The sequence below is a fragment of the Pseudomonas sp. AK106 genome (genome assembly GCF_053903055.1).
In genome coordinates this window covers 4,918,787-4,944,232 of sequence record NZ_CP096426.1, presented here as the reverse complement: position 1 = coordinate 4,944,232, position 25,446 = coordinate 4,918,787, and the positions used below count along the sequence as shown (strand labels likewise).

The 25,446-nt window shown below is 62.6% G+C and carries 22 protein-coding genes; 7 read left to right on the top strand and 15 right to left on the bottom strand.

Annotated elements, in window-relative coordinates:
* Nucleotides 1-47 precede the first annotated feature (47 nt).
* Genes M1E04_RS21750 through cbiE form a run of 3 tightly spaced genes read right to left on the bottom strand, consistent with a single transcriptional unit; the run spans nt 48 to nt 3,090 of the window.
* On the bottom strand, nt 48-779 hold the full coding sequence (locus tag M1E04_RS21750; RefSeq protein WP_296312287.1) for a cobalt-precorrin-6A reductase: 732 nt from the start codon (nt 777-779) through the stop codon (nt 48-50).
* 11 nt (nt 780-790) lie between these two features.
* Entirely contained in the window at nt 791-1,888 is a 1,098-nt protein-coding gene (locus tag M1E04_RS21745; RefSeq protein WP_456292026.1) for a cobalt-precorrin-5B (C(1))-methyltransferase, read from the bottom strand.
* On the bottom strand, nt 1,888-3,090 hold the full coding sequence (cbiE, locus tag M1E04_RS21740) for a precorrin-6y C5,15-methyltransferase (decarboxylating) subunit CbiE (RefSeq protein WP_456292025.1): 1,203 nt from the start codon (nt 3,088-3,090) through the stop codon (nt 1,888-1,890). Before cbiE ends, M1E04_RS21745 begins: the two co-directional genes overlap by 1 nt.
* A 208-nt stretch (nt 3,091-3,298) precedes the next feature.
* On the opposite strand from cbiE, the gene cobG reads away from it, so the two are divergent.
* The 7 genes from cobG (at nt 3,299) to M1E04_RS21705 (ending at nt 10,237) form a co-directional block, all read left to right on the top strand.
* Entirely contained in the window at nt 3,299-4,651 is a 1,353-nt protein-coding gene (gene cobG, locus M1E04_RS21735; protein WP_456292024.1) for a precorrin-3B synthase, read from the top strand.
* Nucleotides 4,644-5,270, top strand: a complete 627-nt coding sequence (locus tag M1E04_RS21730) for a precorrin-8X methylmutase (RefSeq protein ID WP_456292023.1) — start codon at nt 4,644-4,646, stop codon at nt 5,268-5,270. Before cobG ends, M1E04_RS21730 begins: the two co-directional genes overlap by 8 nt.
* The gene (locus M1E04_RS21725) at nt 5,270-6,001 is read left to right on the top strand and encodes a precorrin-2 C(20)-methyltransferase (protein ID WP_296307670.1); all 732 of its coding nucleotides are present in this window, start codon (nt 5,270-5,272) and stop codon (nt 5,999-6,001) included. Before M1E04_RS21730 ends, M1E04_RS21725 begins: the two co-directional genes overlap by 1 nt.
* Nucleotides 6,001-7,710, top strand: coding sequence for a precorrin-3B C(17)-methyltransferase (gene cobJ, locus M1E04_RS21720; RefSeq protein ID WP_192133238.1), 1,710 nt, complete (start codon nt 6,001-6,003; stop codon nt 7,708-7,710). Before M1E04_RS21725 ends, cobJ begins: the two co-directional genes overlap by 1 nt.
* A 338-nt stretch (nt 7,711-8,048) precedes the next feature.
* The gene (locus M1E04_RS21715; RefSeq protein WP_065987738.1) at nt 8,049-8,849 is read left to right on the top strand and encodes a hypothetical protein; all 801 of its coding nucleotides are present in this window, start codon (nt 8,049-8,051) and stop codon (nt 8,847-8,849) included.
* Between the two features lie 48 nt (nt 8,850-8,897).
* Nucleotides 8,898-9,602 carry a hypothetical protein gene (locus M1E04_RS21710; protein WP_065987737.1) on the top strand — a complete coding sequence of 235 codons (705 nt, stop codon included), beginning with the start codon at nt 8,898-8,900 and terminating at the stop codon, nt 9,600-9,602.
* Nucleotides 9,599-10,237 (top strand): hypothetical protein, encoded by a 639-nt coding sequence (locus M1E04_RS21705; RefSeq protein WP_192133234.1) that lies wholly within the window; start codon nt 9,599-9,601, stop codon nt 10,235-10,237. Before M1E04_RS21710 ends, M1E04_RS21705 begins: the two co-directional genes overlap by 4 nt.
* A 7-nt stretch (nt 10,238-10,244) precedes the next feature.
* On the opposite strand, the gene M1E04_RS21700 is transcribed toward M1E04_RS21705, so the two are convergent.
* The 12 genes from M1E04_RS21700 to M1E04_RS21645 form a co-directional block, all read right to left on the bottom strand.
* The gene (locus M1E04_RS21700; protein WP_065987735.1) at nt 10,245-10,841 is read right to left on the bottom strand and encodes a MarC family protein; all 597 of its coding nucleotides are present in this window, start codon (nt 10,839-10,841) and stop codon (nt 10,245-10,247) included.
* Nucleotides 10,842-10,908: 67 nt separating this feature from the next.
* Nucleotides 10,909-13,704, bottom strand: coding sequence for a hybrid sensor histidine kinase/response regulator (locus M1E04_RS21695; RefSeq protein WP_296307661.1), 2,796 nt, complete (start codon nt 13,702-13,704; stop codon nt 10,909-10,911).
* A 93-nt stretch (nt 13,705-13,797) separates the two neighbouring features.
* Nucleotides 13,798-15,093, bottom strand: a complete 1,296-nt coding sequence (purD, locus tag M1E04_RS21690; RefSeq protein ID WP_456292022.1) for a phosphoribosylamine--glycine ligase — start codon at nt 15,091-15,093, stop codon at nt 13,798-13,800.
* 183 nt (nt 15,094-15,276) lie between these two features.
* Nucleotides 15,277-16,884 (bottom strand): bifunctional phosphoribosylaminoimidazolecarboxamide formyltransferase/IMP cyclohydrolase, encoded by a 1,608-nt coding sequence (gene purH, locus M1E04_RS21685; RefSeq protein WP_456292021.1) that lies wholly within the window; start codon nt 16,882-16,884, stop codon nt 15,277-15,279.
* Nucleotides 16,885-16,962: 78 nt separating this feature from the next.
* The gene (fis, locus tag M1E04_RS21680; RefSeq protein WP_015093301.1) at nt 16,963-17,283 is read right to left on the bottom strand and encodes a DNA-binding transcriptional regulator Fis; all 321 of its coding nucleotides are present in this window, start codon (nt 17,281-17,283) and stop codon (nt 16,963-16,965) included.
* Entirely contained in the window at nt 17,280-18,293 is a 1,014-nt protein-coding gene (gene dusB / locus M1E04_RS21675; RefSeq protein ID WP_456292020.1) for a tRNA dihydrouridine synthase DusB, read from the bottom strand. Before dusB ends, fis begins: the two co-directional genes overlap by 4 nt.
* A 277-nt stretch (nt 18,294-18,570) precedes the next feature.
* Entirely contained in the window at nt 18,571-19,950 is a 1,380-nt protein-coding gene (locus M1E04_RS21670; RefSeq protein WP_456292019.1) for a DUF3426 domain-containing protein, read from the bottom strand.
* Nucleotides 19,951-20,005: 55 nt separating this feature from the next.
* Nucleotides 20,006-20,884, bottom strand: coding sequence for a 50S ribosomal protein L11 methyltransferase (gene prmA, locus M1E04_RS21665; RefSeq protein WP_065987729.1), 879 nt, complete (start codon nt 20,882-20,884; stop codon nt 20,006-20,008).
* Nucleotides 20,885-21,153: 269 nt separating this feature from the next.
* Nucleotides 21,154-22,503 (bottom strand): acetyl-CoA carboxylase biotin carboxylase subunit, encoded by a 1,350-nt coding sequence (gene accC / locus M1E04_RS21660; RefSeq protein WP_065987728.1) that lies wholly within the window; start codon nt 22,501-22,503, stop codon nt 21,154-21,156.
* A gap of 17 nt (nt 22,504-22,520) precedes the next feature.
* Nucleotides 22,521-22,976 (bottom strand): acetyl-CoA carboxylase biotin carboxyl carrier protein, encoded by a 456-nt coding sequence (gene accB / locus M1E04_RS21655; RefSeq protein WP_065987727.1) that lies wholly within the window; start codon nt 22,974-22,976, stop codon nt 22,521-22,523.
* Nucleotides 22,977-23,056: 80 nt separating this feature from the next.
* Nucleotides 23,057-23,509 (bottom strand): type II 3-dehydroquinate dehydratase, encoded by a 453-nt coding sequence (gene aroQ / locus M1E04_RS21650; RefSeq protein WP_065987726.1) that lies wholly within the window; start codon nt 23,507-23,509, stop codon nt 23,057-23,059.
* Between the two features lie 152 nt (nt 23,510-23,661).
* Nucleotides 23,662-25,446, bottom strand: a complete 1,785-nt coding sequence (locus M1E04_RS21645; protein WP_456292018.1) for a protein-disulfide reductase DsbD — start codon at nt 25,444-25,446, stop codon at nt 23,662-23,664.

Genomic DNA, 25,446 nt, shown 5'->3' with positions numbered 1-25,446 from the left:
TTTGGTTCAGGAAGGGTTCAGCAGGGGGCCAGACGGATGCCACACAGCTAGCTGGCATCTTCAGCATTCTGCAACGCAGCCAACACCTCGCCCACACTCCAAAAGGCCCGATCCACCTCCGGCAGCATCGGCCGTTTCAACACCAGCACCGGCACCCCGCGCTCCCGCGCCACCTCCAGCTTCGGCTCGGTGGCCGTGCTGCCGCTGTTCTTGCTGATAAGGACGTCGATGTTGCGAGTCTCGAACAACTCGCGCTCATCCTCCAGCCGGAAAGGGCCGCGCGCGCCGATCACTTCACAGCGTTCGTTGCCGGGGTAGATGTCCAGGGCCCGCAGCGTCCAGAACTGATGGGCGGGAATCTCGTGCAGGTGCTGCAAAGGTTCGCGGCCCAAGGTGAACAGGGGGCGTTGAAAGGGGGTGAGGGCGGCGATCAATTCTGCCCAGTCCGCAACTTCGCGCCAGTCATCGTCCGGCCCCGCCTGCCACGCGGGTCGACGCAATGCCCAGCAGGGAACACCGGTCAGCTTTGCCGCCGTGACAGCGTTCTGGCTCATCTGCGCAGCGTAAGGGTGCGTCGCGTCCAGGATCAGATCGATGCCTGTTTGCTGTACGAAGTTTGCCAGCCCTTCAGCGCCGCCGAACCCGCCCACACGGACTTCGCAGCGCAGGTCGGTGGGCACGCGACCCACGCCCGCCAGGCTGTAAACGTGCTGAGGCCCCAGCGTACGGGCGATCGCCAGTGCGTCGGTGACGCCGCCGAGCAACAGTACGCGTTTCAGGGTGTGTGAGTTCAATCAAAACCTCCCGCGTGGCCGACGATCCCGCCCTGCCGGTCGATGGCGAAGACCTCGACCTGAACCTGCGCCGGCACCACGCTGCGGGCGAAATCCAGCGCGTACTGACAGACCGCATCACCCAGCGCGATGCCGACGGCGGAGGCCATGGCCAGCGCTTGCTGACTGGTGTTGGCCTGGCGAATGTTCTGTTGCAGCTCGGCGTCCGCGCCCACATCGGCAGCCCAGCGCGCGAGCTGAACCAGATCGATACTGGAGTGGCGACTGTGCAGGTCCATATGGCCCGCCGCCAGCTTGCTGATCTTGCCGAAACCGCCGCAGACACTGAGCCGCTCTACCGGGGTTTTGCGCAGGTGCTTGAGCACAGCGCCGACAAAATCCCCCATCTCGATCAGTGCGATGTCCGGGATCTGATACACCCGACGCATCGTATCTTCGCTGGCGTTGCCGGTGCAGGCGGCGATGTGCTGGTAACCGTTGGTGCGCGCGACATCGATGCCCTGGTGGATCGACGCGATGTACGCCGCGCAGGAGAAGGGACGGACGATCCCGCTGGTGCCCAGAATCGACAGGCCGCCGAGAATCCCCAACCGCGGGTTCATGGTTTTCAAAGCCAGCGTGCTGCCGTTTTCGACGCAGACCGTCACTTCAAACCCGCCGCCATAGCTCACCTCTTGGGCCAGATGCGTCAGGTGTTCGGCCATCATCCTGCGCGGCACCGGATTGATCGCCGGCTCGCCGACACCCAGCACCAGACCCGGGCGGGTGACGGTGCCCACGCCTTCGCCCGCGACAAATCGCACGCCGGGCTCAGGGACCAGCCTGACTTGGGCAGACACCAGCGCGCCGTGGGTAACGTCCGGATCGTCACCGGCATCCTTGAGCGTGCCGGCCTCGGCGCCGCCCGCAATCAGACGGCAGAATTCCAGGCGCATCTGCACGCACTTGCCTTTGGGCAGCGTGATTTCGATGGCATCGTTGGTCTCGCCGGCCAGCAACAGGCGCGCGGCGGCGAGGGACGTCGCCGTGGCGCAGCTGCCAGTGGTCAAGCCGCTGCGTAACGGCGCAGGCTGTTCGGCGGTTTCGTCGCGCATCAGGGTTTGATCGCTTCGAGCAAGGTGATCGGCAGCGCCTGACGCCAAGTGTCGAACTCGCCCAGTGGTTTGGCGTGGGCCAGGTGAATGCGGGTCAGTTCGCCGCCGTATTGCTCGCGCCAGTTAACCAGCATCGCTTCGCTTTGCAGCGTGACGGCATTGGCCACTAAACGGCCGCCGGAGCGCAGGTTTTCCCAGCACGCGTGCAGCACACCCTCGCGCGTTACGCCGCCGCCGATGAAGATCGCGTCCGGTTGTTCAAGGCCTTCCAGCGCATCGGGCGCACGTCCGCGAATCAGTTGCAGGCCTGGCACACCCAGCGCATCGCGGTTGAGTTCGATCAGTTGTTGCCGTCCCTCATCCGCCTCGACGGCGATGGCGCGGCAGGTCGGGTGCGCGCGCATCCACTCGATGCCGATGGAGCCGCAGCCTGCGCCCACGTCCCACAGCAGTTCACCGGGAACGGGGGCGAGCCTTGCCAGGGTGATGGCCCGCACGTCGCGCTTGGTGAGCTGACCGTCATGCCGAAACGCCTCGTCCGGCAGACCGCCCAGCGGCGAAAGACGCAATGCATCAGGCTGGGCGCGGCATTCGATGGCGACCAGGTTCAGCGCCGCGATGCCCGTGGCGTTCCACTCACCGGCGGTGCCTTCGATCTGTCGCTCGGCGCTGCCGCCTAAGTGTTCGAGCACGATCATGGGGCTCGGGCCAAACCCGCGTTCGCGAAGCTGCGCCGCGATGGCCGCCGGGCTGGAGCCGTCGTTGCTCAGCACCAGCAGGCGCAGGCCGTGTTGCAGGTGAGCATTCAAGGCCGCGACCGGGCGGGCGACGACCGACAGCGTCACCACGTCCTGCAACGCCCAACCCAGACGGGCCGCCGCCAGCGAATAAGAAGATGGCGCTGGAATCACCCGCATCTCATCGATGGAGACCTGTTTCGACAGGCTCGCGCCGACGCCGAACAGCATGGGGTCGCCGCTGGCCAGCACGCAGACCGGGACGCCGCGTTGCTCCAGCACCGGGCTCAGGGAAAACGGGCTCGGCCACTGGCGCTGCTCGGCCTGAATGCACGGCGGCAGCAAGGCCAGCTGTCGCGCGCCGCCGAACACCTGCCGCGCCTGCAGCAGCGCGTGCCGAGCGTTTCGGCCCAGACCTTTATAGCCGTCCTCACCGATTCCCACGACTGTCAGCCACGGTGACATGAATTGCCCTCAACCCGATTGCGTGCAACAGGCCCGCCTGCTCGGCCTGTGAAAGTGGCCGGCATGATACCGCGCCGACGGGGCCGGTTCGTATGGCTTTGTGAATCCGACAGAGCGTCTTTTCATGGCAGCGGCCAAAGCAGGCATAATACGGCCCCTGTAACTTTTCGTTTCTCTTTGCGTCCGCCCATTCGCACCAGGTGATCCATTGACCGAGCCGTTGTCCGCTCGCCCCTCCGCTACGCCCATTCGCCCCTCGGCTTGTCCGGGGTTGTTGCGTATCGTCCCGGCGCTGGATGGCGGTATCTGCCGGATCAAGCTGCCGGGCGGGGTGCTTTCAGCGGATCAGGCGCTGGCCGTGGCGGATGCTGCCGAGGGGTTCGCCGGCGGTGTGATCGAGGCGACCAATCGCGGCAATCTGCAGATTCGCGGTATAGGCGCCAACCATGACGGGCTGATCGCCTGCCTGCTCGATGCCGGTCTGGGGCCAAGCAATCCGGCAAGCGACGACGTGCGCAACCTGATGCTCAGCCCGACCGCAGGCATCGATCCGCAGCAACTGCTGGACGTGCGTCCGCTGGCCCGGCAGATCCTGCATTCCCTTGAGCACCACCCGCGTTTCCATGAGCTGTCGCCCAAATTTGCCTTGTTGCTGGACGGCGGCGAGGGGTTGGCGATGCTCGAGCATCCCCATGACGTCTGGCTGTCAGCGTTGCAGGTCGATGGCCTGACCCTGCTGGGTTTCGGGCTGGCGGGCTGTCCGGCGACCGACTCACCGGTGGCTGCAGTGGCGCCGGAAGCAGCGCACGCATGGGTGGTCGCGGTGCTGGAAACCTTTCTGGATCTCGCTCGGCCCGATCAGGCACGCATGCGCGATCTGCTGAAAGAAACGCCCGTGCACCGATTCCTCGAACACGTCGCCGCGCGTTTGCCGCAGCCATTCGTGGTTGATCAAAAAGTAACCAGCTGGCGGCGCGAACCGATCCGCTCTTTTGCGCACATCGGCACGTACGCCCAGGCAACAGCCGGCGTGGTGGCCGTGGGCGCAGGCGTGCCGTTGGGGCGTCTGCGGCCGTCCATGTTGCGTGAAGCCGCCCGATTGGCGACTGCGTTTGGCGACGGCCAGTTGTGCATGACGCCGTGGCAAAGCCTGACGCTGCGCAATGTCCCGGCGGAAAAGTCAGCGCTCGCAGTGGATGGCTTGGGTCGGGCGGGCCTGCTCGTCGATGCCGCTCAAGCACTGTCGAAAATCGTCGCCTGCACCGGCTCCGCTGCCTGCGCTAAAGGGCTGGCTGACACCAAGGCCGACGGGCTGCGTCTGGCCGCATTGCTGCAAGAAAACGCCATCAGCCGCGCGGTGCACCTATCCGGCTGCGCGCGTTCGTGTGCTGCTGCCCATGTGGCACCGGTGACCCTGCTGGCAGCGTCGCCCGGTCGTTACGACCTTTATTTTCGTCATGCAGAAAAGGCCGGGTTCGGCGATCTGCATGCACGTGACCTCACTATTGAAGCAGTCGGCGCGTTGTTGACCGCCGACTCACGGAGCAACACCGATGATTGATTACATCCGCGACGGCCAGGAGATCTACCGTAACTCCTTCGCGATCATTCGTGCCGAAGCCCGGCTCGATTCCATCCCGGCCGACCTGGAAAAACTCGCCGTACGGGTGATTCATGCCTGCGGCATGGTCGATGCAGTGGAAGGCCTGCGCTTTTCGCCCGGCGCGGGCACGGCAGGTCGCCGCGCGCTGGCCGCCGGTGCGCCGATCCTGTGTGACGCACACATGGTCGCCGAAGGCGTCACGCGCACTCGCCTGCCCGCCAACAACCCAGTGATCTGCACCCTGAAGAACGAACGCGTGCCCGAGATGGCGCGGGAGCTGGGCAACACCCGCTCGGCCGCTGCGCTGGAGCTGTGGCGCCCGCATCTGGAAGGCGCGATTGTGGTGATCGGCAACGCGCCGACCGCGCTGTTCTATCTGCTGGAAATGCTCGACGCCGGCGCGCCGAAACCCGCGTTGATCCTGGGTTTCCCGGTGGGCTTCGTCGGCGCCGCTGAATCCAAGGACATGCTGGCTGCCGACAGTCGCGGCGTGCCTTACGTGATCATGCAGGGCCGTCGCGGCGGCAGTGCCATGGCGGCGGCGGCGGTCAACTCACTCGCCACGGAGATCGAATGATGGCACCCCGCGGTCGTCTGATTGGCCTGGGCGTGGGGCCGGGTGATCCGGAACTCATTACCGTCAAGGCACTGCGCCTGCTGCGCGAGTCGCCGGTGGTCGCGTACTTCGTCGCCAAGGGCAAGAAGGGCAACGCGTTCGGCATCATCGAAGGCCATCTGCAGCAGGCTCAGACGCTGATGCCGCTGGTGTACCCGGTGACCACCGAGGCTTTGCCCGTTCACCTGTCTTACGAGCAAGTGATCAGCGATTTCTACGACCGCAGCAGCGCCGATGTGGCGGCGCATCTGGACGCCGGACGCGACGTGGCGGTGATCTGCGAAGGCGACCCGATGTTCTACGGGTCTTACATGTACCTCCACGATCGTCTGTCCGATCGCTACGAAGCCGAAGTGATTCCCGGTGTCTGCTCGATGCTCGGCGGTGCGTCGGTGCTGGGTGCGCCGCTGGTGTACCGCAATCAGAGCCTGTCGGTGCTGTCTGGCGTGTTGTCCGCCGAGGAACTCAAACGCAAGCTTCAGGATGCCGACGCCGCGGTGATCATGAAGCTGGGGCGCAACCTGCCGAAAGTGCGTCAGGTGCTGATGGAAACCGGCTTGGCGGAGCGCGCGCTGTACGTCGAGCGCGCGACCATGGCCAATCAGAAGATCGTGCCGCTGGCCGAGGTTGACCCAATGTCGTCGCCGTATTTCTCGCTGATCATTGTCCCCGGCGAACGGTGGCAAGGCTGATGGTCACGACCAGCATCAAGGCTCCGGCGATTGTCATCCTGGGCAAAGGCGCGCTGGCGACGGCGCGACGTATCCAGCAGCTGTACCCCCAATCGCTGATTTACGGGCTGGCCGGGCGCGTCGAAGAGGCCGACCGCAGCTACTCGGAGTTTGGCGCGACACTGCGTCAGCTGTATCAGCAAGACACGCCGATCATCGCGCTGTGCGCAGCGGGCATCGTCATTCGCACGTTGGCGCCGGTGTTGCTGGAGAAGGGCGTCGAGCCGCCGGTGCTCGCCGTTGCCGAGGATGGCAGCGCAGTAGTGCCGCTGCTGGGCGGACTGGGTGGCGTCAACGTCATGGCCCGGGAAGTGGCCGCCGCGCTGAACACCGCAGCAGCTATCACCACCAGTGGCGAGTTGCGCTTCGGCACCTGCCTGCTTAACCCTCCAGCCGGTTACGCGCTCGGCGACCTGGAGCTGGGCAAGCGCTTCGTCAGCGACTTGCTGTCGGGCGAAAGCGTGCGTGTCGAGGGCGCGGCGCCCTGGTTGGCCCAGGCGCAGTTGCCTGAGGATGATCAGGCGCAGCTGGCGATCCACGTGGGTTACGCCGAGCGCGAGCCCAGCGATCACGAGCTGCTGATCTACCCGCGCAATGTGCTGGTGGCGCTGAGCGGTGATCTGGCCGATCCCGCCGAGGCGGTAAAAAACGCGCTCCACGATTCGCGCATTGCCGTGCAGGCGCTGGGTTGTTTACTGGCCAGCAAAGCCGAGATGGCCAGTCCGGCGCTGCACGCGGCTGCCGAATCACTGGGCGTACCGTTGCGTTTCACCGCCGCCGGTACCCCTGCGGAAATGACCCAGCAGGTATTGCCACAACTGTTGCCACCGCTCACCCCGGCGGCGGGCATTGCCATTGCTGTCGCGCCGCAGCCGCTGGAGGTTCAGCAGATTGGCTGTGCACGGGGGCGGCTGGCGGTGATCGGCCTCGGCCCGGGCGCTACCGACTTCATGATTCCCGCCGTTAAAGCCGAGCTGGCGCGCGCCAACGATGTGCTGGGCTACGAGACTTACGTGCGCATGGCCGGGCCGTTCCGCGCCGACCAAGTGCTGCACTGCACCGACAACCGCGAAGAAATGCTGCGCGCCCGGCACGCATTCGAGCTGGCCGCTGAAGGGCGCTCGGTGGTAGTGGTTTCTTCGGGTGATCCCGGCGTCTTCGCCATGGCGGCGGCGGTGCTGGAAGCGCTGCATGAGTCGGACAATCCCGACTGGCACCGGGTGGATCTGCACATCCTGCCGGGCGTGTCGGCTTCGCTGGCAACCGCCGCGCTGGCGGGTGCCCCGTTGGGCCACGATTTCTGCGTCATGTCCCTGTCGGACAACCTCAAGCCGTGGGAGATCATCGAGAAGCGGCTGGACCTTGCCTGCCAGGCCGATCTGGCGCTGGCGTTCTACAACCCGATCTCGCGCTCCCGGCCCTGGCAGTTGGGGCGCGCCCTGGAAATCGTCCGCCAGCATCGGGGCCCTGACACCCCGGTGACCCTGGGACGCGACATCGGCCGGCCCGCCCAGACGTTACGGGTCATCACCCTCGGCGAGCTGACGCCGGAGCAAGTCGACATGCGCACAATGGTGCTGGTGGGGTCGTCGCTGACCTGCGTATTCCCTCGCGCCAATGGCCAGCCGTGGGTCTACACGCCGCGTTGGTATGGTGCCAAGCCGGCGTGACTGACTGTTCGGTTTGCGCTGTGGGATTTGTCTCATAGCTGACGCAGGCCTATCAGCCGGTCGATGGCGAAACCTATCCAGCCGCCTGTAGAAACGCCAGCCGGTGGACGACTGGGCGCGTCGTCCACTGCCGTTGCCTTGCGCGAAGCTGCTGCCAACCGCTTGCTTTGCTTGATGTTTAGCTCTCCCCATGGCCAGTAGCGGTGCCGTCGCTTTGTAGGAATAGTTGCCTGAATGTGCCGAACCCGGCTACCAACCCTTGGGTGGCGCGGCGGGCAATGTTCGTTAATCTCGGAGGTGTCCACGACGGACTTACCTGCCAGTTAAAGGATTAACGAATGAAACATGAAACAAGCATGACCGACGCCGAACGCAGTGCTTTCATCGACCAGTGCCAGATGGCCAACTGCACCCACTCGTTGATCGAGCACTTCTCCGCAATGGATAACGCTGTTCCGGATCTCCCGGACGACCCAAGCCAAGGTGCCGTTGCGGCGGGCAACCTGCTGGCCTTCGCCGAAGGCGTTTCCCGGCAGAACAAAGACGACGTCATTGACTCCCTTCTGTTCGCCACGCTCGTCGCCAACAAAGCGTTCAACCCGGAGAAGCAGAGCGAGCAGTGGTACCAGCAATACAACAAGGTGTTGACGACGCTGGGCTGGTTTTCCACCAACTGGAGGTACAGCCGCTATTACTCGACGCACCGTCGATTCAGCATGGAGCAAGCAGGGCTGGAGATCATCTCTTCCGCTATCGCCGCCGCCGCACTGCCCGGGCCTGCGTCCGTCGCCATGCTGAAGGTCGCCGGTGATGCCGTCGCCGCGCTGAAAGCCCAGGAAAAACCGCTGCGAATTTTCGAGCGTCAGACCAAGACCCACCGTGGCGCGAATTTCCGCATCGGCGCTTGTACTGAATCCAGCGACGGCACTGTCAACCTGGCGATGGGTGCGGTGAATTTCTCCACCGATTCGGCTGTCACCAACGTCCTCTTTTGGGAATGGAACAGTGCTGAAGTGCAAGCTTTCCGGGGTGAGAACCATCTGGTGTTGAACACACGCGTCTATGCGGCACTGCGTACACAGATCCAGCAGCGTTTGAACAAGAGCGCCTCAGCCGCCATCGAGGAATTCCAGATCTAATCAGATAGGGGGAGGCGCCCGTCGCCTCCTTCTCAAGGAGATGTGCCCATGCATCAGGGAATGATCGAAACGCAGGTCAGCGCAGGGTGCCTGCTGTTCACGCACAGTGCCTGTACTGACTTACAGAAAAGTGACGCCGCCGATTGCGTGCTGTACACGCAGCTTGCGGCGACCAAGAAACACGCTCGCTTTACCTCCACCTCTGCCTGGAACGACACATGGCTCGCTGCTTTCATCCGTTTCGGCTGGGCGCTGAACACCCATGAGACGTTGAGTTGCCCGGCGCTGGAACTCGGGCCCGGCTCGGTGTGGGGATGGTTGAAGAGCAAGTGGCCGATTTTCATGCCCAACGACATGCTGTCTGACAGTGAGTCGGCCCTCTGGCGTTCTGTTTCCAGCCGACCCAATCAGCCAGCAGTCGACCTGCTGGCCCGCCAGGCGCTCGGGCCCTTAGTGCCGAGGGATACAAGCGACGTGCAAAAAGGCCAGAAGGTGGTGCTGCAGTTCGGCTTTCTGAACCTGAACGCAGGGCTGTCCGTTGCGCTCGTGAGCTTCACGCACCGAACTGCGCTGAAAGACGACTTTGTGTTCGAGACGCTGCAGCCCCACGATATCGTCGGCAATATCGATCTGCGCTTCTATTCCCTGCGACTCATGGACCTGGTCTACACGCCCCTGCGCAAAAACGTCAGCCAGGCGCTGGAGGGTCGTCGCCCCAGCCTGGTGTGCGCGTTGGCGGGAGCTGACGCATGAGCGCGACAGGCGCGGTAGTCGGCAATGGTCTGGTCTCACTGTCTGCCGGTATCAAGAGGCAGGACCGCGAGGACCTGTTCGACTGCCTGCTGCGAGCCGAGCGAGTGGCGGGTAAGGTCAGTCGGGATGAACATTTCACCTACTGGGCATACCGGTATGGCACGGCACTGGAGCAACGAAGTTTCAGGAAACTGAGCCCGATCATTCATGAACCAATGGTGATCGGGAGCGCGTCGGAACTGGAGGAAATCAGCTTCAGTGTTATCGAATCACGCGGCTCCGCTCGGTTGGCGCGACAGGCGAAGGCGTCGCTTCAGTCCATGCGCATCCATCGTTATGCGACGCATTTTTTTGAGAGCATCAACGCCAACAGCGTCATCGCCGGCTTTCAGGTCATTCCGTGCGCGACGGACTCTGCGGGCAATGTGATGGTGCTGCTGTGCGGCATCCAGATGACCGGCAACGTCGAGACGAGGGATTTCGACTTCTGGTCTGAATCACGCAGTGAGCTGACATTGCGCATCACCGGAGGGGTCTACCGTTTTGACCGCACCGACTACGCCAGACACCGAGATGCCGTTGCCAGGGAGCTGGACGGCCATGGCGCACGGGCGATTCAGACCTTTGCGATCTGAGCGCCCATCAGGTCAGCAGGTAGCCCTTGATGCCCGTGAAAATGATCTGGGCGGCGAGCGCGCACACAAACAACCCCATCAGGCGGCTGACAATCTGCAGGCCTTGATCGCCGAGAATCCGCTCGATGCTGTTGGACAGATAAAGGATGACGCCGACGGTCAAGCTGGCCAGCGCGATGCTGACGATGGCCGTGAGTTTGTCATCCCAGTGCGGCTGGCTGATGCCCATTACAAGCAGTGCGCCGATGGTGCCGGGGCCGACGGTGATGGGGATGGTCAGCGGCACAATCGCAACGTCCTGCTGGACGTTGTCGGTCTGCACGCCGGATTTGCCCTGCGCCATGGCCAGCGCGGAGATGAACAGCACGCTGCCGGCACCAATACGGAAGGCGTCGGCGGTAATGCCGAACACCCCGAAAATCACCCGCCCGAACAAGTACAGCAAGACGCTGGACACCAGCGTCGCGAAGGCGATCTTCCACGCCAGGCGTCGGCGTTCCTTGCGCGAATAACCGCGACTCAGGGAGATGAAACAGGACAGGACGAAGAACGGGCTATAAAGCACCAGCATCTTCAGGTAAACGCTGAACAGCACGTGAAGCATGGTTTGAGCTCATGGCGGCAGACTGGGACGGCGCCAAGTCTATCAGCCCGTAACGGCCACCTGGCGGTCAGTTTTGCTCGTAACGGTCTTCGCCGCGGGTGGCGCGGGTTGCGTCATCCCGGGCACGTTGCTCCACCCAGTATTCGACCAGATCGCGTAACTGCGACATCTCTACCGGCTTGGACATGTGCCCGTCCATGCCGGACTGTCGGGCGCGATCCTTGTGCTCCGCCAGAATGTGCGCGGTCAATGCCACCACAGGGGTGCGAATGCGCTGGTTTCCGGTTTCCCAGGCGCGGAACTGCTGCGTCGCCGAGAACCCGTCGAGGATCGGCATTTCGCAGTCCATCAGCACCAGGTCATAGCGCCGGGTCTTCATCGCCAGCAGCGCCTCTTCGCCATTGCTGGCCGTGTCCGGCTGCAGGTTGAGCTTGCCGAGCATGCCACGAATGACCTTGGTGGAAATGCTGTTGTCTTCGGCAACCAGAATGCGGAAGTCGCTGGGCACGTCGATATCGCCGATCGCCCCGGGGACTGCAGAAAAGGGCGCATTGCCTATGTTGCGCTGATTGAGCTCGTCCGCCAGCGTGGTCTTCAGCGTGTACCCGGCGACCGGTTTGGCGAGGATGCGTTTAACCCCGGCATTGCGCGCGATGATCTTGCTCGGCGCGTTGCTGATGCCGGTGAGCATGATCAACAGAATGTCGTGGTTCAGGCTCGGGTCTTCCTTGATCTTGGCGGCCAGTTGCATGCCGGTCATGCCGGGCATGTTCTGGTCGAGCAGGACGATATCGAAATAGTCGCGCAGGTGAGCCTTGGTGCGCAGCAGCGCCAGCGCCTCTTTGCCCGATGGCACGGCGCTGACGTTGAGCCCCCACGCGCTGCACTGCTGGACCAGCACCTTGCGGCAGGTATCGTTGTCGTCGACCACCAGAACCCGCGCGCCTTTTAGCGGGCTGTCCAGATCGGCGGGGGGCTGCTCCAGTCGTTGTGCATCAAGGGGCAGACTCAGCCACAGCGTGCTGCCCTGATTGGTGCCGCTCTGAATGCCGAACTCGCCGCTCATCAACAGAATGAGCTGCCGGGCGATGACCAGCCCCAGGTGACCGCCCACCTTGCTGGCCGCCAGGAAATTCTTGCTGTGCAATTCGGCGTGCAGCAGCGCGTCGCGCTCGTTGGGCGTCAGCGGCGTGCCGCTGTCCTGAACGGCGATGCGCAGTCGTGGCTTGCCGCCGCGGGAGTCGAGGGCGACGACCAACAGGATCTCGCCCTCGTCGGTCTTCTTTAAGGCGTTCTCCAGCAAGCTGAGCAGCGTCTGTCGCAGGCGTGTCGGGTCACCGCTGATGACGCGCGGCACCTGGGGCTGAATGAAGCTGATCAGCTCGACACTTTGCTGTTCGGCCTTGGCGCGGAAGATGCTCAGGCAGTCCTCGATCATCGCATTGAGATCGAACTGCACGTCGTCCAGCTCGATCTGACCGGACTCCAGCTTGGTGATGTCGAGGATCTCGTTGATCAGGGTCAGCAGTTCGTTGCCGGCACTGTGGATGGTCTGCACGTAATCGCGCTGCTTGACCGACAGCGGCGTGCCCAGCAGCAGCTCGGTCATCCCCAGAACGCCGTTCATGGGGGTGCGGATCTCGTGGCTGATCTTCGCCAGAAACTCGGCCTTGGCGTTGATCTCCGCTGTACTGGCGGCGAGTTCGCGGCTGATGCTGAAGTTGTCTTCAGTGATGCTGCGATGACGCTCGCTCAGGGCGATGCTCATCAGCAGGCCGCACAGGCAAAACACCGCCAGCACCCCGATGATCAGCGTCTGCGCGGGAATACTCGTCAGCCAGAGCATGGCCGGCAGTACCACGAGGTTGCCGAGATTGAACGCGATCATGGCGATCACGAACGGCCGGGCAGGGGAGTAGCCCTTCTGCAGGTGGTAGATCGACACGAGGGTGATGCTGACCGTGGTCAATGCCACCAGCAGGAACGTCATGATGTTCAGCGGCAGGGTGTCAACGAACAGCACCAGGAGCGCACCAAAGCCCACCACCAGCAGCACGCCCATCAGCAGCCGATTGAGCATCTCGACGCCGCGCTGAACGAAGAAACAGTAGGTGTACATCAGCCCGGTCGCGGCGGCGAGGAGCAGGGCGAGGTGAGCGCTCGGCGTCTGCGCCAGATGCCAGCGCGGCAGCCACGGCGCCTGAAGGTTGAGCAGCAACAGCGCACTCAGCCCCAGAAACGCCTCGCACGCTGCCAGCCACAAGCTGCTGATCGAGCGGGACTGGGCGAAGCGCGTGAGGTTCTGCACGATCAGCATGGCCAGCGAGCCGAAGAACAGGCCGAGCAGCAGGGGGCGGCGCTCGTCGGCGGCGCTGGTGACGGCGGACTGCAGCGTGATGTTAGGGCGCAGCTCCTGCTCGGACTTGAGGCGCAAATACAGGTCGAGCGGCTTGTCGCTGTGGGGCACCGGCAGCAGGAAATCCAGTGACGGCAGGGGTTGGGCTTCGCGCGGCACCCGGTTACCGGAGCGCGAATGATCGATCAGGCTGTCGCCGTCGAGCACGTACATGTCGACCGTCGCCAGGTCAGGCGCGAAGATCCGCACCAGTTGTTCATGGGTGGCCGGGGGCAGGCGGTAGTGCAGCCACAGCGCGGCGTCGCGATTGGTCGCGCGCACCTTGTCGAGTTCGACCGGGCTGAATTGGGATTCGTAATGGGGGGAGCGAATGTCGCTGAGGTTTAGGTTTGCCTGATCGTCGACAAGGGTTGACCAGCCTGCACCGACCTCGGCGGCCGCCGAAGTTATACAGAGCAGGGTCAGCAATGTGACGGTCAAACGAGTGGCAATCCTGAGCCAGCGCACGGCGAAATCCCTTCGTGAATGAAGCCTGTTTAACTCTGGGGCACCGGATGCCCGATCAGCGACTCAACGAGGAATCGCCGATCGGGCCGAGGCTCACGCCAGATCTTCGCCGCGTTCCCGGGCAATGGCGCGATAGCCGATGTCCGTGCGGTAGAAACAACCTTTCCAGTCAATCTTTGCAGCCAGCTCGTACGCTTGTTTCTGCGCATCGCCAACGCTGTCGCCCAGCGCTGTCGCGCACAGCACGCGACCGCCGGAGGTCACGATACGGCCATCCTGCAACGCAGTGCCAGCGTGGAACACTTTGCCCGGCAACGCGGCCGCAGCGTCCAGCCCGTGAATCTCGTCGCCCTTGGCGTAGTCGGCCGGATAGCCGCCGGCTGCCAGCACGATTGCCAGACTCGGACGCGGGTCCCACTGAGCATCCACCGTATCCAGCGTTTGCGCCAGAGCGGCTTCAACCAGGGTCACCAGGCTCGACTGCAGGCGCAGCATGACAGGCTGGGTTTCCGGATCGCCAAAACGGCAGTTGAATTCGATGACTTTCGGATTGCCAGCCTTGTCGATCATCAGACCAGCATAGAGGAAACCGGTGTAAATGTTCCCCTCGGCGGCCATGCCCCGGACGGTCGGCCATATGACTTGATCCATCACGCGCTGGTGAACCTCGGCGGTGACCACCGGGGCCGGGGAATACGCACCCATGCCGCCGGTGTTCGGGCCGCTGTCGCCATCGCCGACGCGTTTGTGGTCTTGACTGGTGGCCATGGGCAGTACGTTCTTGCCGTCGACCATGACGATGAAGCTGGCTTCTTCGCCGTCGAGGAATTCCTCGATCACCACGCGCGAACCGGCGTCGCCGAAAGCATTGCCGGCCAGCATGTCGCGCACGGCGTCTTCTGCTTCTGCGAGGGTCATCGCGACGATCACGCCTTTGCCCGCCGCCAGGCCGTCGGCCTTGATGACGATCGGTGCACCTTTCTCTTGCAGGTACGCCAGCGCCGGTTCGATTTCAGTGAAGTTCTGGTAGTCGGCAGAGGGAATGTTGTGGCGCGCGAGGAAGTCCTTGGTGAATGCCTTGGAGCCTTCCAGCTGTGCGGCGTCCTTGGTCGGGCCGAAGCACTTCAGGCCACGGGCGCGGAACAGGTCGACAACACCGGCGACCAACGGCACTTCCGGGCCGACGATGGTCAGCGCGACGTTCTTCTCGGCGAAGTCAGCCAGTTGCTCCAGCGCCAGCACGTCGATGGCGACGTTTTCACACTTGGCTTCAGTGGCGGTGCCGGCATTGCCGGGAGCGACGAAGACTTTCTCGACACGAGCGTCCTGCGCGACTTTCCAGGCCAGAGCGTGTTCACGGCCACCGCTGCCAATGATCAAAACATTCATTTCCAAAACCTCTATATCGACGACGCGTAAAAATCCGAACGCAAACAGTGTGGGACGGCGAACGCAGACTGTGGGACCGGCTTTAGCCGGGAAGAAGGCAGTACATCCGACACATATGTCGGGTCAGTCATTCCGCTTTCCCGGCTGAAGCCGGTCCTACAATAGCCAGCAGCGTAAACCGTATCAGTGACGGAAATGGCGCATGCCGGTGAATACCATCGCGATACCCGCTTCGTCCGCTGCTGCAATCACTTCGGCGTCACGCATCGAGCCGCCTGGCTGGATCACTGCCGTGATGCCAACCTTGGCCGCGTTGTCGATGCCGTCCCTGAACGGGAAGAACGCATCGGAGGCCATGACAGCGCCCTGCACCTGCAAACCGGCGTGTTCGGCCTTGATCGCCGCGATGCGGGCAGAGTTCACCCGGCTCATCTGGCCTGCGCCGACGCCGATGGTCTGCCGGTTCTTGGCGTAAACGATGGCGTTGGACTTCACGTACTTGGCGACCTTCCAGGCGAAGATCAGGTCGTGAACTTCCTGCTCGGTCGGCGCGCGTTGGGTGACCACTTTCAAGTCGTCTGCGCCGATCATGCCGATGTCGCGGCTCTGCACCAGCAAGCCACCGTTGACTCGCTTGTAATCCCAGGCCGGCGCGCGCTCTGCGTCCCACTGGCCGCTGGTCAACAAGCGCACGTTGGCTTTGTTGGCGATGATGGCCTGGGCTTCAGCGCTGACGCTCGGGGCGATGATCACTTCGACGAACTGGCGCTCAACGATGGCCTTGGCCGTCTCGGCATCCAGCTCACGGTTGAAGGCGATGATGCCGCCGAACGCCGATTCGCTATCGGTGGCATAGGCCAGCTCGTAGGCCTGACGAATGCCGCCTTCTGTATCCAGGCTTACTGCAACGCCGCACGGGTTGGCGTGCTTGACGATTACGCAGGCAGGCTTGACGAAGCTCTTCACGCACTCAAGCGCCGCGTCGGTATCGGCGACGTTGTTGTAGGAAAGCTCTTTGCCTTGCAGTTGGGTCGCGGTCGCAATGCCGACTTCGGCAGGCTTGGCTTCAACGTAGAACGCCGCGCTCTGGTGCGGGTTCTCGCCGTAGCGCATTTCCTGCGCTTTGATGAACTGGCTGTTGAAGGTGCGCGGGAATGCGCTGCGGCCTTCGGTGCTCAGGGTGTCAGCGGACTGGTCAACGCTGCCCAGGTAGTTGGCGATCATGCCATCGTAGGCCGCAGTGTGCTCGAAAGCCTTGAGCATCAGGTCGAAGCGCTGCGCGTAAGTCAGGCCGCCGGCCTTGAGGCTTTCCAGCACGTTCGTGTAATCGCTGGCGTTGACGACGATGGCGACGTCTTTATGGTTTTTAGCGGCGGAGCGAACCATGGTCGGGCCGCCGATATCGATGTTCTCGATGGCGGTCGGCAGGTCGCAGCCCGGCTTGGAAACCGTGGCTTCGAACGGATAGAGATTCACGGCGACCAGGTCGATCGGCTTGATGCCATGTTCGCTCATGATGGCGTCGTCGATGCCGCGACGACCCAGGATGCCGCCGTGGATTTTCGGGTGCAGTGTCTTGACCCGGCCATCCATCATTTCAGCGAAGCCGGTGTAGTCGGCGACTTCTACCGCTGCAACGCCGTTGTCCTTGAGCAGCTTGAACGTACCACCGGTGGAGAGGATCTCGACACCGAGGGCTTGGAGTTCACGCGCAAATTCAAGGATACCGGTCTTGTCGGATACGCTGATCAAGGCGCGGCGGATCGGCAGGCGGGTCGTCTGGTCGGTCATCTCAACTTCCATCAAAAGCAAAAGAATTTTGCAAAAAAAACGACCGCATTGAGGTGAGGTCGCTTGTTTTTCGGATGCTTACAGCAGGTCGTACTGCTTGAGTTTCTTGCGCAGGGTGCCGCGATTCAGCCCCAGCATCTCGGAGGCTTTGGTCTGGTTGCCCTTGACGTAGTTCATCACGCACTCGAGCAACGGCGCCTCGACTTCCGAGAGCACCAGGTTGTAGACATCAGTGACGGCCGCACCTTCCAGATGAGCGAAGTAGTTGTGCAACGCCTTCTCGACGCTTCCGCGCAGGGTCTGACCCTCTTCGCTTGGCGTATTGAGGTGTTGTTTCAAATTGACGTTGTCGCTCACGGGTGTTGTTCCACTCACTAAAGTCTCAGTCATCATCGTCATGCGGCCACCTCTTCTTCGTTCCCTGCTGGGAGGGATTTATCGCGCTGGGAAAAGAACTCCCGAACGTTGGCGCACTGTGCTTCTGTATCTTCCAAACGGTTGAAAAGGGCGCGAAACTCCTTGGCGCCCGGCAACGTTGCGAGGTACCAGCCGACGTGTTTGCGGGCGATTCGCACGCCCATCACGTCGCCATAGAAGGTGTGAAGCGCAGCCAGATGCTCTAGCAGAATGCGTTCCACTTCACTGACGGGCAGGCCTGGAAGTTTTTTCCCGGTCTGCAGGTAGTGTTCTATCTCGCGAAAAATCCATGGGCGCCCCTGGGCGGCCCGGCCAATCAACAGCCCGTCGGCGCCGGTTGCGTCGAGGACGTAGCGGGCCTTTTCCGGTGAATCGATGTCGCCGTTGGCAAACACCGGGATGGACACCGCCTGCTTGATGGCGGCGATGGTGTCGTACTCGGCTTCACCGGTGTAGAGATCGGCACGGGTTCGCCCGTGCACCGCCAGCGCCTGAATGCCGGCTTGTTCGGCAATTCTGGCGACGGTCAGACCATTCTTGTTCGCCCGGTCCCAGCCGGTGCGAATCTTCAGCGTGACCGGTACCTCGACTGCCGCGACCACCGCGTGCAGGATTTCAGTCACTAACTGTTCATCTTTCAACAGCGCTGAGCCAGCGGCCTTGTTGCAGACCTTTTTTGCCGGGCAACCCATGTTGATGTCGATGATCTGCGCGCCGAGTTCGACGTTGGCGCGTGCTGCGTCCGCAAGCATCTGCGGGTCCCCGCCAGCGATCTGTACCGAGCGTGGCTCGGGATCGCCTTCGTGAATCATGCGCAACCGCGACTTGCGGCTGTTCCAGAGGCTCATGTCGCTGGTGACCATTTCCGAGACCACCAGGCCTGCGCCGAGCTGGCGACAGAGTTGTCGGAAGGGCTGGTCGGTGATACCCGCCATCGGGGCGAGAATCAAGCCGTTTTGCAATGTGTAAGGGCCGATGCGTACCGCCGACATAGGGTGACCTGTTGTGGGGCCGAATCACGAGGTCTGGTCCGAAAAGTGCTTCAGCGCCAATTCAGACGGGACCCAGAGTATGAAAAAGGGTGGGCATGATACCCGCTCTCGATGACTGGATAAAGGCTGAATTGGATAAAATCTGAACAGTTCCGTTCTTAACGCGAACGGTTAGGTTTAGGCCGGTATTGTCATAAAAGTGTCGTCGGATTTCGGGCATCCCGTCCCTTGCAAGGTGCTGCATTTCGGTGCGGACAAACCCGCCGCGCCCGGGTTTTCACTCCGGCGAACGGAAGCTCAGGCTGTAGTTCGCCGCCTTGGGGCCCGGGTCGAGGACGTCCAGTGCGATGTGAATCGGCGTCTGGGGTGGCATTTCGTCCTTGCCCGCCAGCTCGCCGCTCAGGTACTCGCCCGGTTTGAATCGACGGCTGGCGATGAGTTGACCCGTCGCATCGGCAAAGCGTAGTTCGAGCAGCGGGAACGGCTGGGAGAATGACGCACGGTTATAGATGATCGCGTCGACGACCAGCGCGCCCTGAAACTCGGGGTGGCTGCGCACGACAAGGTTGCTGCTCTTGAGCAGTTTGATATCAACCTTGGACGGGACCTTGCAGCCGAGGGACGGGCACAGCTCCATAAAAATGGGGCGGTATTGATCCTGTCGCGCCAGCTCTTCGAAGTGGTACGCAATGTATTGGCCGGCCAGTGCGCCCAGCCCAACCAGGATCAATAGCATCCACAGCAGACGCCGTCCCCAGCGTGGCTTGGGTTTCTGCCAGGACAACTGCAGCGGGTCATCCGTCAGGTCGACCAGCGCCCTGTCCCGCAGGCCCGGTTCGTTGCGGCCGCCACGCTTGTCGGCAGCGGCGTGCGGAGGCTCATCGTCCCCATCATCATCGTCACGGGCGCTGAGGCGATCCTGATGCTCGTGGGTGTCCAGAGCGGAGAAGCGTTCCGAGGACGGCTCATCGTCGGGGTCGGCGTGAGGCTTGAGCGAGTGGGGGTGATCGGGTTCGTCGCCCAGATCGTCCGGGCTCAGCGAGAATGAAGGCTCGGTGCGATGGCGTTCCTGCTGATTGATGGGCTCGTCCAGCGGGCCTTCGTCTATCGAGTGGTCGGTATGCGCTTCGCGTTCCTCGACGACTTCGGCGCGCAGCTCGGGCAATCGGTCGACATCCTCGTGACTCATGCCGTGGGCCCACGACTCCTGCGCGACGTCAGGCTCATCGCGTCGGGCGCTGAAGGACTCGACTTCGTCGTGATCGCGCGCCTTGCTGACACGCCCGAAGGACTCGGGCAGCTGAATCTCGCGCTGTTCGAGACGGGCCAGCTCGACATCGAGATCGTCCAGATCAAGGCTGTCCAGGTCCACCTCACGCTCTTGGCGCTTGACCGGCAACGGCGCTGGCTGTGTCACGACGAGTGATTGTGGCGCGAGGATTTCCGGCGTCTTCTCCACGCTTTCGATGTTCGGCGCGGAAGGCGACGGCGTTTCCGGCGTTGCATCGGCGCGTTGTTCCAGCAGTTGCTTCGCGGCGTTGAACACCTGCAGGCATGAGCCACAGCGCACCATGCCTCGGGCCACGCTCAACTGGGCGTGACTGACGCGGAAACTGGTCTGGCAATGCGGGCACTGAGTGACGAAGCTGTCGGTCATGCGGGTATCCGGGGTTAAAGAGCGCCTGATGGTTGGATCTTAGGGCAACTGGCTGTCAGCGGCGACGACCGGTGATCCGCACCCAGCCCTCGCGGTTGGCGATCGGGTCCAGCTCGAAGGTGTCAGCGTACGCGGCAGCGACTTCATCGCCTTGCTCGGCAAGGATACCGGACAGCGCCAGACGGCCACCGGGTTTGACCAGGCTCGCCAGCTGCGGCGCCAGAGCAACCAGCGGGCCCGCGAGGATGTTGGCCACCAGCACATCGGCCGGCACCTGGGGCAGGTCTTCAGGCAAATACAGCGGGAATTTCTCGGCCGGGACATTGTTGCGGCCGGCATTGTCGCGCGACGCTTCCAGGGCCTGGACGTCGATGTCGGTGCCGACGGCTTGTTCAGCGCCCAGCAGCAGTGCGGCGATGGCGAGAATGCCGGAGCCGCAGCCGAAGTCCAGCACGTTGCAGCCGGCGAGGTCCTGGCCGTCGAGCCACTCGAGGCACAGCGCGGTGGTCGGATGAGTACCCGTGCCGAATGCGAGGCCCGGGTCGAGCAACAGATTGACGGCGTCCGGCTCCGGTGCGGCGTGCCAGCTCGGCACGATCCACAACCGCTGGCCGAAGCGCATCGGGTTGAAGTTGTCCATCCAGCTGCGTTCCCAGTCCTGATCTTCGATCACTTCATGGGTGTGTTCCGGCAGCTCGGCGTCGGTGAGCAATCTCAGGTGAGCGAGGACGTGATCGGCATCGGTGTCGGCTTCGAACAGCGCCAGCAGGTGCGTGTGCGACCACAGCGGCGTGGTGTTCAGCTCTGGCTCGAAGATCGGCTGGTCTTCAGCGTCCATGAACGTCACCGATACGGCGCCGACTTCGAGCAGGGCGTCTTCGTAGGTTTCGGCTTGTTCGGGGCTAATGGCGAGACGGACTTGCAGCCAAGGCATGGCGGGTGACCTTCGAGTTGAAAAATTGAAAGGCGGCCGACGGCCACGAAAGACCGGCAAGTTTACGGGGTTCGTGGGGAAACAACAAAGTGGGTGTCGCGATCTGTGGCGTCCGTGTTCACACCGCAACCCTGATGGCGATCGGACCGGCCTCTTCCCGGCTAAAGCCGGTCCCACTGAATGCCGCACCCCACAACCAGATCGCACGCCCCGAAAACAACAAAGCCGCTCGAGAGCGGCTTTGTTGGTCTGTAGCACTTACTGGCAGATCAATGCTTGTCAGCGGCCAGTTTGTGTTCCAGGTAGTGGATGTTGACGCCGCCTTCGCAGAAGCCTTCATCGCGGGTCAAATCACGGTGCAGCGGGATGTTGGTCTTGATCCCGTCGACCACGATTTCATCCAGGGCGTTACGCATGCGCGCCATGGCTTCTTCGCGGGTCGCGCCCCAGGTGATCAGCTTGCCGATCAACGAGTCGTAGTTGGACGGAACCTTGTAGCCACTGTACAGGTGCGAATCCACACGCACGCCATTACCGCCTGGCGCGTGGAAATGCTTGACCAGGCCCGGACTCGGGACAAAAGTCTTCGGATCCTCTGCGTTGATCCGGCACTCCAGCGAATGCCCGGTAATGACCACGTCATCCTGGGTGTACGACAGTTTGTTGCCGGCGGCGATGCTGAGCATCTCCTTGACGATGTCGATACCGGTGACCATTTCCGAAACCGGGTGCTCCACCTGAACACGGGTGTTCATTTCGATGAAGTAGAAACGGCCGTTCTCGTACAGGAACTCGAACGTGCCAGCACCACGGTAGCCGATGTCGATGCAGGCTTTGACACAGGCCGCGAACACGTCCTTGCGGGCTTGCTCGTCGATGAACGGTGCAGGCGCTTCTTCCAGAACCTTCTGGTGACGACGCTGCAGCGAACAGTCGCGGTCGCCCAGATGGATCGCCTGGCCCTGACCGTCGGAAATGACCTGGACTTCCACGTGACGTGGGTTGGTCAGGTACTTCTCGAGATAGACCATCGGGTTGCTGAACCAGGCAGCCGCTTCAGCACGGGTCTGCTTGGCCGCTTCGATCAGGTCTTCTTCCTTGTGCACCACGCGCATGCCGCGACCACCGCCGCCGCCAGCGGCCTTGATGATCACTGGGTAGCCGACTTCACGGCCAATGCGCAGCGCGATCTCTTCGTCTTCCGGCAGCGGGCCGTCTGAACCGGGAACGGTTGGCACGTTGGCAAGCTTCATGGCGTCTTTGGCGGAAACCTTGTCGCCCATCAGGCGAATGGTTTCGGCTTTAGGGCCGATGAACGCGAAGCCGGATTTCTCGACCTGTTCGGCAAAGTCTGCGTTTTCCGCGAGGAAACCGTAGCCCGGGTGAATCGCCGTGGCGCCGGTCAGCTCTGCAGCCGAAATAATGGCCGGAATGTTCAGGTACGACAGGTTGGCTGGCGCCGGGCCGATACAGACAGTTTCGTCTGCCAGGCCAAGGTGCATCAGCTCACGGTCTGCCGTGGAATGGACCGCGACGGTCTTGATGCCCAGTTCTTTACAGGCACGCAAGATGCGCAAGGCGATTTCGCCGCGGTTGGCGATCAGGACTTTTTCCAACATCGCAGGCTCTCCCCGGTTCAAACGATGGTGAACAGCGGCTGGTCATACTCAACCGGCTGACCGTTTTCTACCAGGATGGATTCGATCGTGCCGCTGACTTCAGCTTCGATGTGGTTCATCATTTTCATCGCTTCAACGATGCAGATGGTGTCGCCTTTCTTGACGGTCTTGCCGACTTCAACGAACGCTGGCGAGCCAGGCGCCGGAGTGCGGTAGAAGGTGCCGACCATTGGCGATTTGACGACAGTGCCGTTGAGCTTCGGAGCAGAGGGTGCTTCGGCGGCTGCGGCCACTGGGGCTGCAGCCGGGGCAGGTGCCGGAGCGGCAACCGGGGCAGGCGCGTAGTACTGCTGTGCTGGAGTCTTGCTGTGACGGCTGATCCGTACGGATTCTTCGCCTTCACGGATCTCCAGTTCGTCGATGCCGGACTCTTCCAGCAGTTCGATCAGTTTCTTGACTTTACGGATATCCATTAATCATCAACTCCCAAGGGACGGTCAGGGGGATTTGGTAGCCGGTTCCGGCGGTCTGGCTCAGTACGGGACTGTGCCGTTCACGCCTCCGAACGCTTGGCCAATTGTTCCAGGGCGGCCTCCAGGGCCAGTCGGTAACCGCTGGCGCCAAGGCCGCAGATCACGCCTACAGCAACATCTGAAAAGTAGGAGTGATGGCGGAAAGGTTCGCGCTTGTGCACGTTTGACAGATGCACTTCGATGAATGGGATGCTCACTCCCAGCAGCGCGTCACGTATCGCGACGCTTGTGTGCGTAAAAGCAGCCGGATTGATCAGAATGAAGTCCACGCCTTCATCGCGTGCAGCGTGGATGCGATCGATCAACTCGTATTCAGCGTTGCTCTGCAGGTACATCAGGTGGTGACCGGCTTCGCGCGCACGCTGTTCCAGATCCTGGTTGATATCGGCCAACGTGATCGAGCCATAGATCCCCGGTTCACGGGTCCCCAGCAGGTTCAAGTTAGGTCCGTGAAGAACCAGAAAGGTCGCCATCGAGTGTTCCTTGTTGTTCGCGTTTTCGACGCTCACGTACAGAGTGAGCCGCTGATGGGCAGCGACTATGCCGGAAAGTACGATGGACTGTCCAGTTACCCACAATATTCAGCACGATGCCCGATGTTCGCGCGAAGTTTGTGACCATGGCGCTAGATTTGGTCATTTGCTCTAGAAAGCCGCTCTGAGAACGCTTCGACGTCGATTTCGCCGACGACGCGTGCGTTTTCCAGCTCGTTGCCGTTTTTTCCGAAAAACAGCAGCGCGGGAGGGCCAAACAGTTTGTAGCGATCGAGCAATGCGCGTTGCTCGGCATTACTGTCCGTCATGTCGAAGCGGATCAGCTTGAAGGCCCCCAGTTGGCTGACGACTTTTGGATCTGGCAGCACCTCGTGCTCGATAACCTTGCAGCTGATGCACCAGTCGGCGTACCAGTCGACCAGCACGGGTTGGCCGGCGCTTTTGGACGCTTCAAGGATCCCGTCCAGCTCGCTGGCCTGGGTCACGGTCTGCCAGCGGCTTTCCGAGGCCGGTTGGGCAGGGCCCGAATCGAGCCGGGATTGACCCAGCGGACGCAGCGGATCGGTCTGCCCGCTGAAAGCGCCGTACCAGCAGGCAAGGGCGTAAACCAGCAAGAACAAGCCAAGCAATTGAGCGAGGCGGCCCCGCGTGGTCTTTTCGCCGAACTCCAATGCACCGAGGAACAACGCAACGCCGGCCCACAGCAGGCCGATTAACAGTAGCGTGAGTTGCCCCGGAATCACCCGGCTCAGCAAGCCGATGGCCAGGGCCAGCAACAGCACGCCGATGGCATTCTTGACCGCCACCAGCCACGGCCCGCTTTTAGGCAGCCACGCCGCCCCGCCCGTCGCCACCAGCACCAGCGGCGCGCCCATGCCCAGGCCCAGAGCCAACAGCTTCAAGGCCCCGCCCAGGGCATCGCCGCTGGCGCTTATATAAAGCAGCGCGCCGGCCAGTGGTGCCGAGACACAGGGCGAGACCAGCAGGCTTGAAACCACGCCCAGAACCGCCGCGCCCCACAAAGACCCGCCCTGGGTATTGCCGGCGATGCGGTCCAGTCGGTCATTGAGCGCGCGGGGCAGGCGCAGCTCGAACGCACCGAACATGGCCACGGCGAACAGCGCGAAAAAACCGGCGAACGGCACGAGCACCCACGCCGATTGCAATCGTGCCTGCAGATTGAGGCTGGCGCCGAACGTGCCCATCACTGCCCCAAGGATCGCGAAGCAGAGCGCCATCGGCAGCACGTAGGCCAAGGCCAAGGAGAACCCGCGCAACCCGCCGATCTGTCCGCGCAGGACCACGCCGGAGAGGATCGGCAGCATCGGCAATACGCACGGCGTGAACGTCAGGCCGACGCCGGCGAGGAAAAACAGCGCCAGTTGTTTCCAGCTGAACTCGGCGTGGGTGACATTCCCGGCAAGGGGCGTATCGGACTTTGCAGGGCTCGCGCCGCCGATGCTCAGTCGCTCGGTTTCCGGCGGGTAGCAAAGGCCCTTGTCCGCGCAGCCCTGATAGGTGACGACAAGGGTGAAGGGCCGCGTGTCTCCGGTTTTGCGCGGCAGGGTGACGTCGAGGATGCCGTGATAGACCTCAACGTCGCCAAAGTACTCATCGTGCTTCTTTTCGCCGTCTGGCAGTTGCGCGGCGCCGAGGCCGATGTCGGCGGGCTCGGTGCGGAACTGAAAGCGATGGCGATAGAGGTAATAGCCTTCAGTGGCGACGAACTGAAGCTTGACGGACTCTGGGCTGGTGTCGCTCAGGTTCAACTGAAACGCCTGACGCACCGGCAGAAAATCCTTGCTGTTGTCGACAGCTGCGCCGCCCAGTGTGGAGCTCGATCTGTTCTCCAGAAAGCTCGCGCCGACGGCGGGCAGGGCACAGATCAGCAGTAACAGACAAAGCAGGCGGCGCAT

Coding starts and splice junctions, on each gene's coding strand:
- M1E04_RS21710 (WP_065987737.1), top strand. CDS start 8,898: ATGCATCAGGGAATGATCGAAACGCAGGTCAGCGCAGGGTGCCTGCTG.
- accC (WP_065987728.1), bottom strand. CDS start 22,503: ATGTTGGAAAAAGTCCTGATCGCCAACCGCGGCGAAATCGCCTTGCGC.
- purH (WP_456292021.1), bottom strand. CDS start 16,884: ATGACCGACCAGACGACCCGCCTGCCGATCCGCCGCGCCTTGATCAGC.
- M1E04_RS21725 (WP_296307670.1), top strand. CDS start 5,270: ATGGCACCCCGCGGTCGTCTGATTGGCCTGGGCGTGGGGCCGGGTGAT.
- aroQ (WP_065987726.1), bottom strand. CDS start 23,509: ATGGCGACCTTTCTGGTTCTTCACGGACCTAACTTGAACCTGCTGGGG.
- dusB (WP_456292020.1), bottom strand. CDS start 18,293: ATGTCGGCGGTACGCATCGGCCCTTACACATTGCAAAACGGCTTGATT.
- M1E04_RS21745 (WP_456292026.1), bottom strand. CDS start 1,888: ATGCGCGACGAAACCGCCGAACAGCCTGCGCCGTTACGCAGCGGCTTG.
- M1E04_RS21645 (WP_456292018.1), bottom strand. CDS start 25,446: ATGCGCCGCCTGCTTTGTCTGTTACTGCTGATCTGTGCCCTGCCCGCC.
- M1E04_RS21715 (WP_065987738.1), top strand. CDS start 8,049: ATGAAACATGAAACAAGCATGACCGACGCCGAACGCAGTGCTTTCATC.
- cbiE (WP_456292025.1), bottom strand. CDS start 3,090: ATGTCACCGTGGCTGACAGTCGTGGGAATCGGTGAGGACGGCTATAAA.
- accB (WP_065987727.1), bottom strand. CDS start 22,976: ATGGATATCCGTAAAGTCAAGAAACTGATCGAACTGCTGGAAGAGTCC.
- M1E04_RS21700 (WP_065987735.1), bottom strand. CDS start 10,841: ATGCTTCACGTGCTGTTCAGCGTTTACCTGAAGATGCTGGTGCTTTAT.
- fis (WP_015093301.1), bottom strand. CDS start 17,283: ATGACGATGATGACTGAGACTTTAGTGAGTGGAACAACACCCGTGAGC.
- prmA (WP_065987729.1), bottom strand. CDS start 20,884: ATGCCTTGGCTGCAAGTCCGTCTCGCCATTAGCCCCGAACAAGCCGAA.
- M1E04_RS21705 (WP_192133234.1), top strand. CDS start 9,599: ATGAGCGCGACAGGCGCGGTAGTCGGCAATGGTCTGGTCTCACTGTCT.
- M1E04_RS21730 (WP_456292023.1), top strand. CDS start 4,644: ATGATTGATTACATCCGCGACGGCCAGGAGATCTACCGTAACTCCTTC.
- M1E04_RS21670 (WP_456292019.1), bottom strand. CDS start 19,950: ATGACCGACAGCTTCGTCACTCAGTGCCCGCATTGCCAGACCAGTTTC.
- purD (WP_456292022.1), bottom strand. CDS start 15,093: ATGAATGTTTTGATCATTGGCAGCGGTGGCCGTGAACACGCTCTGGCC.
- cobJ (WP_192133238.1), top strand. CDS start 6,001: ATGGTCACGACCAGCATCAAGGCTCCGGCGATTGTCATCCTGGGCAAA.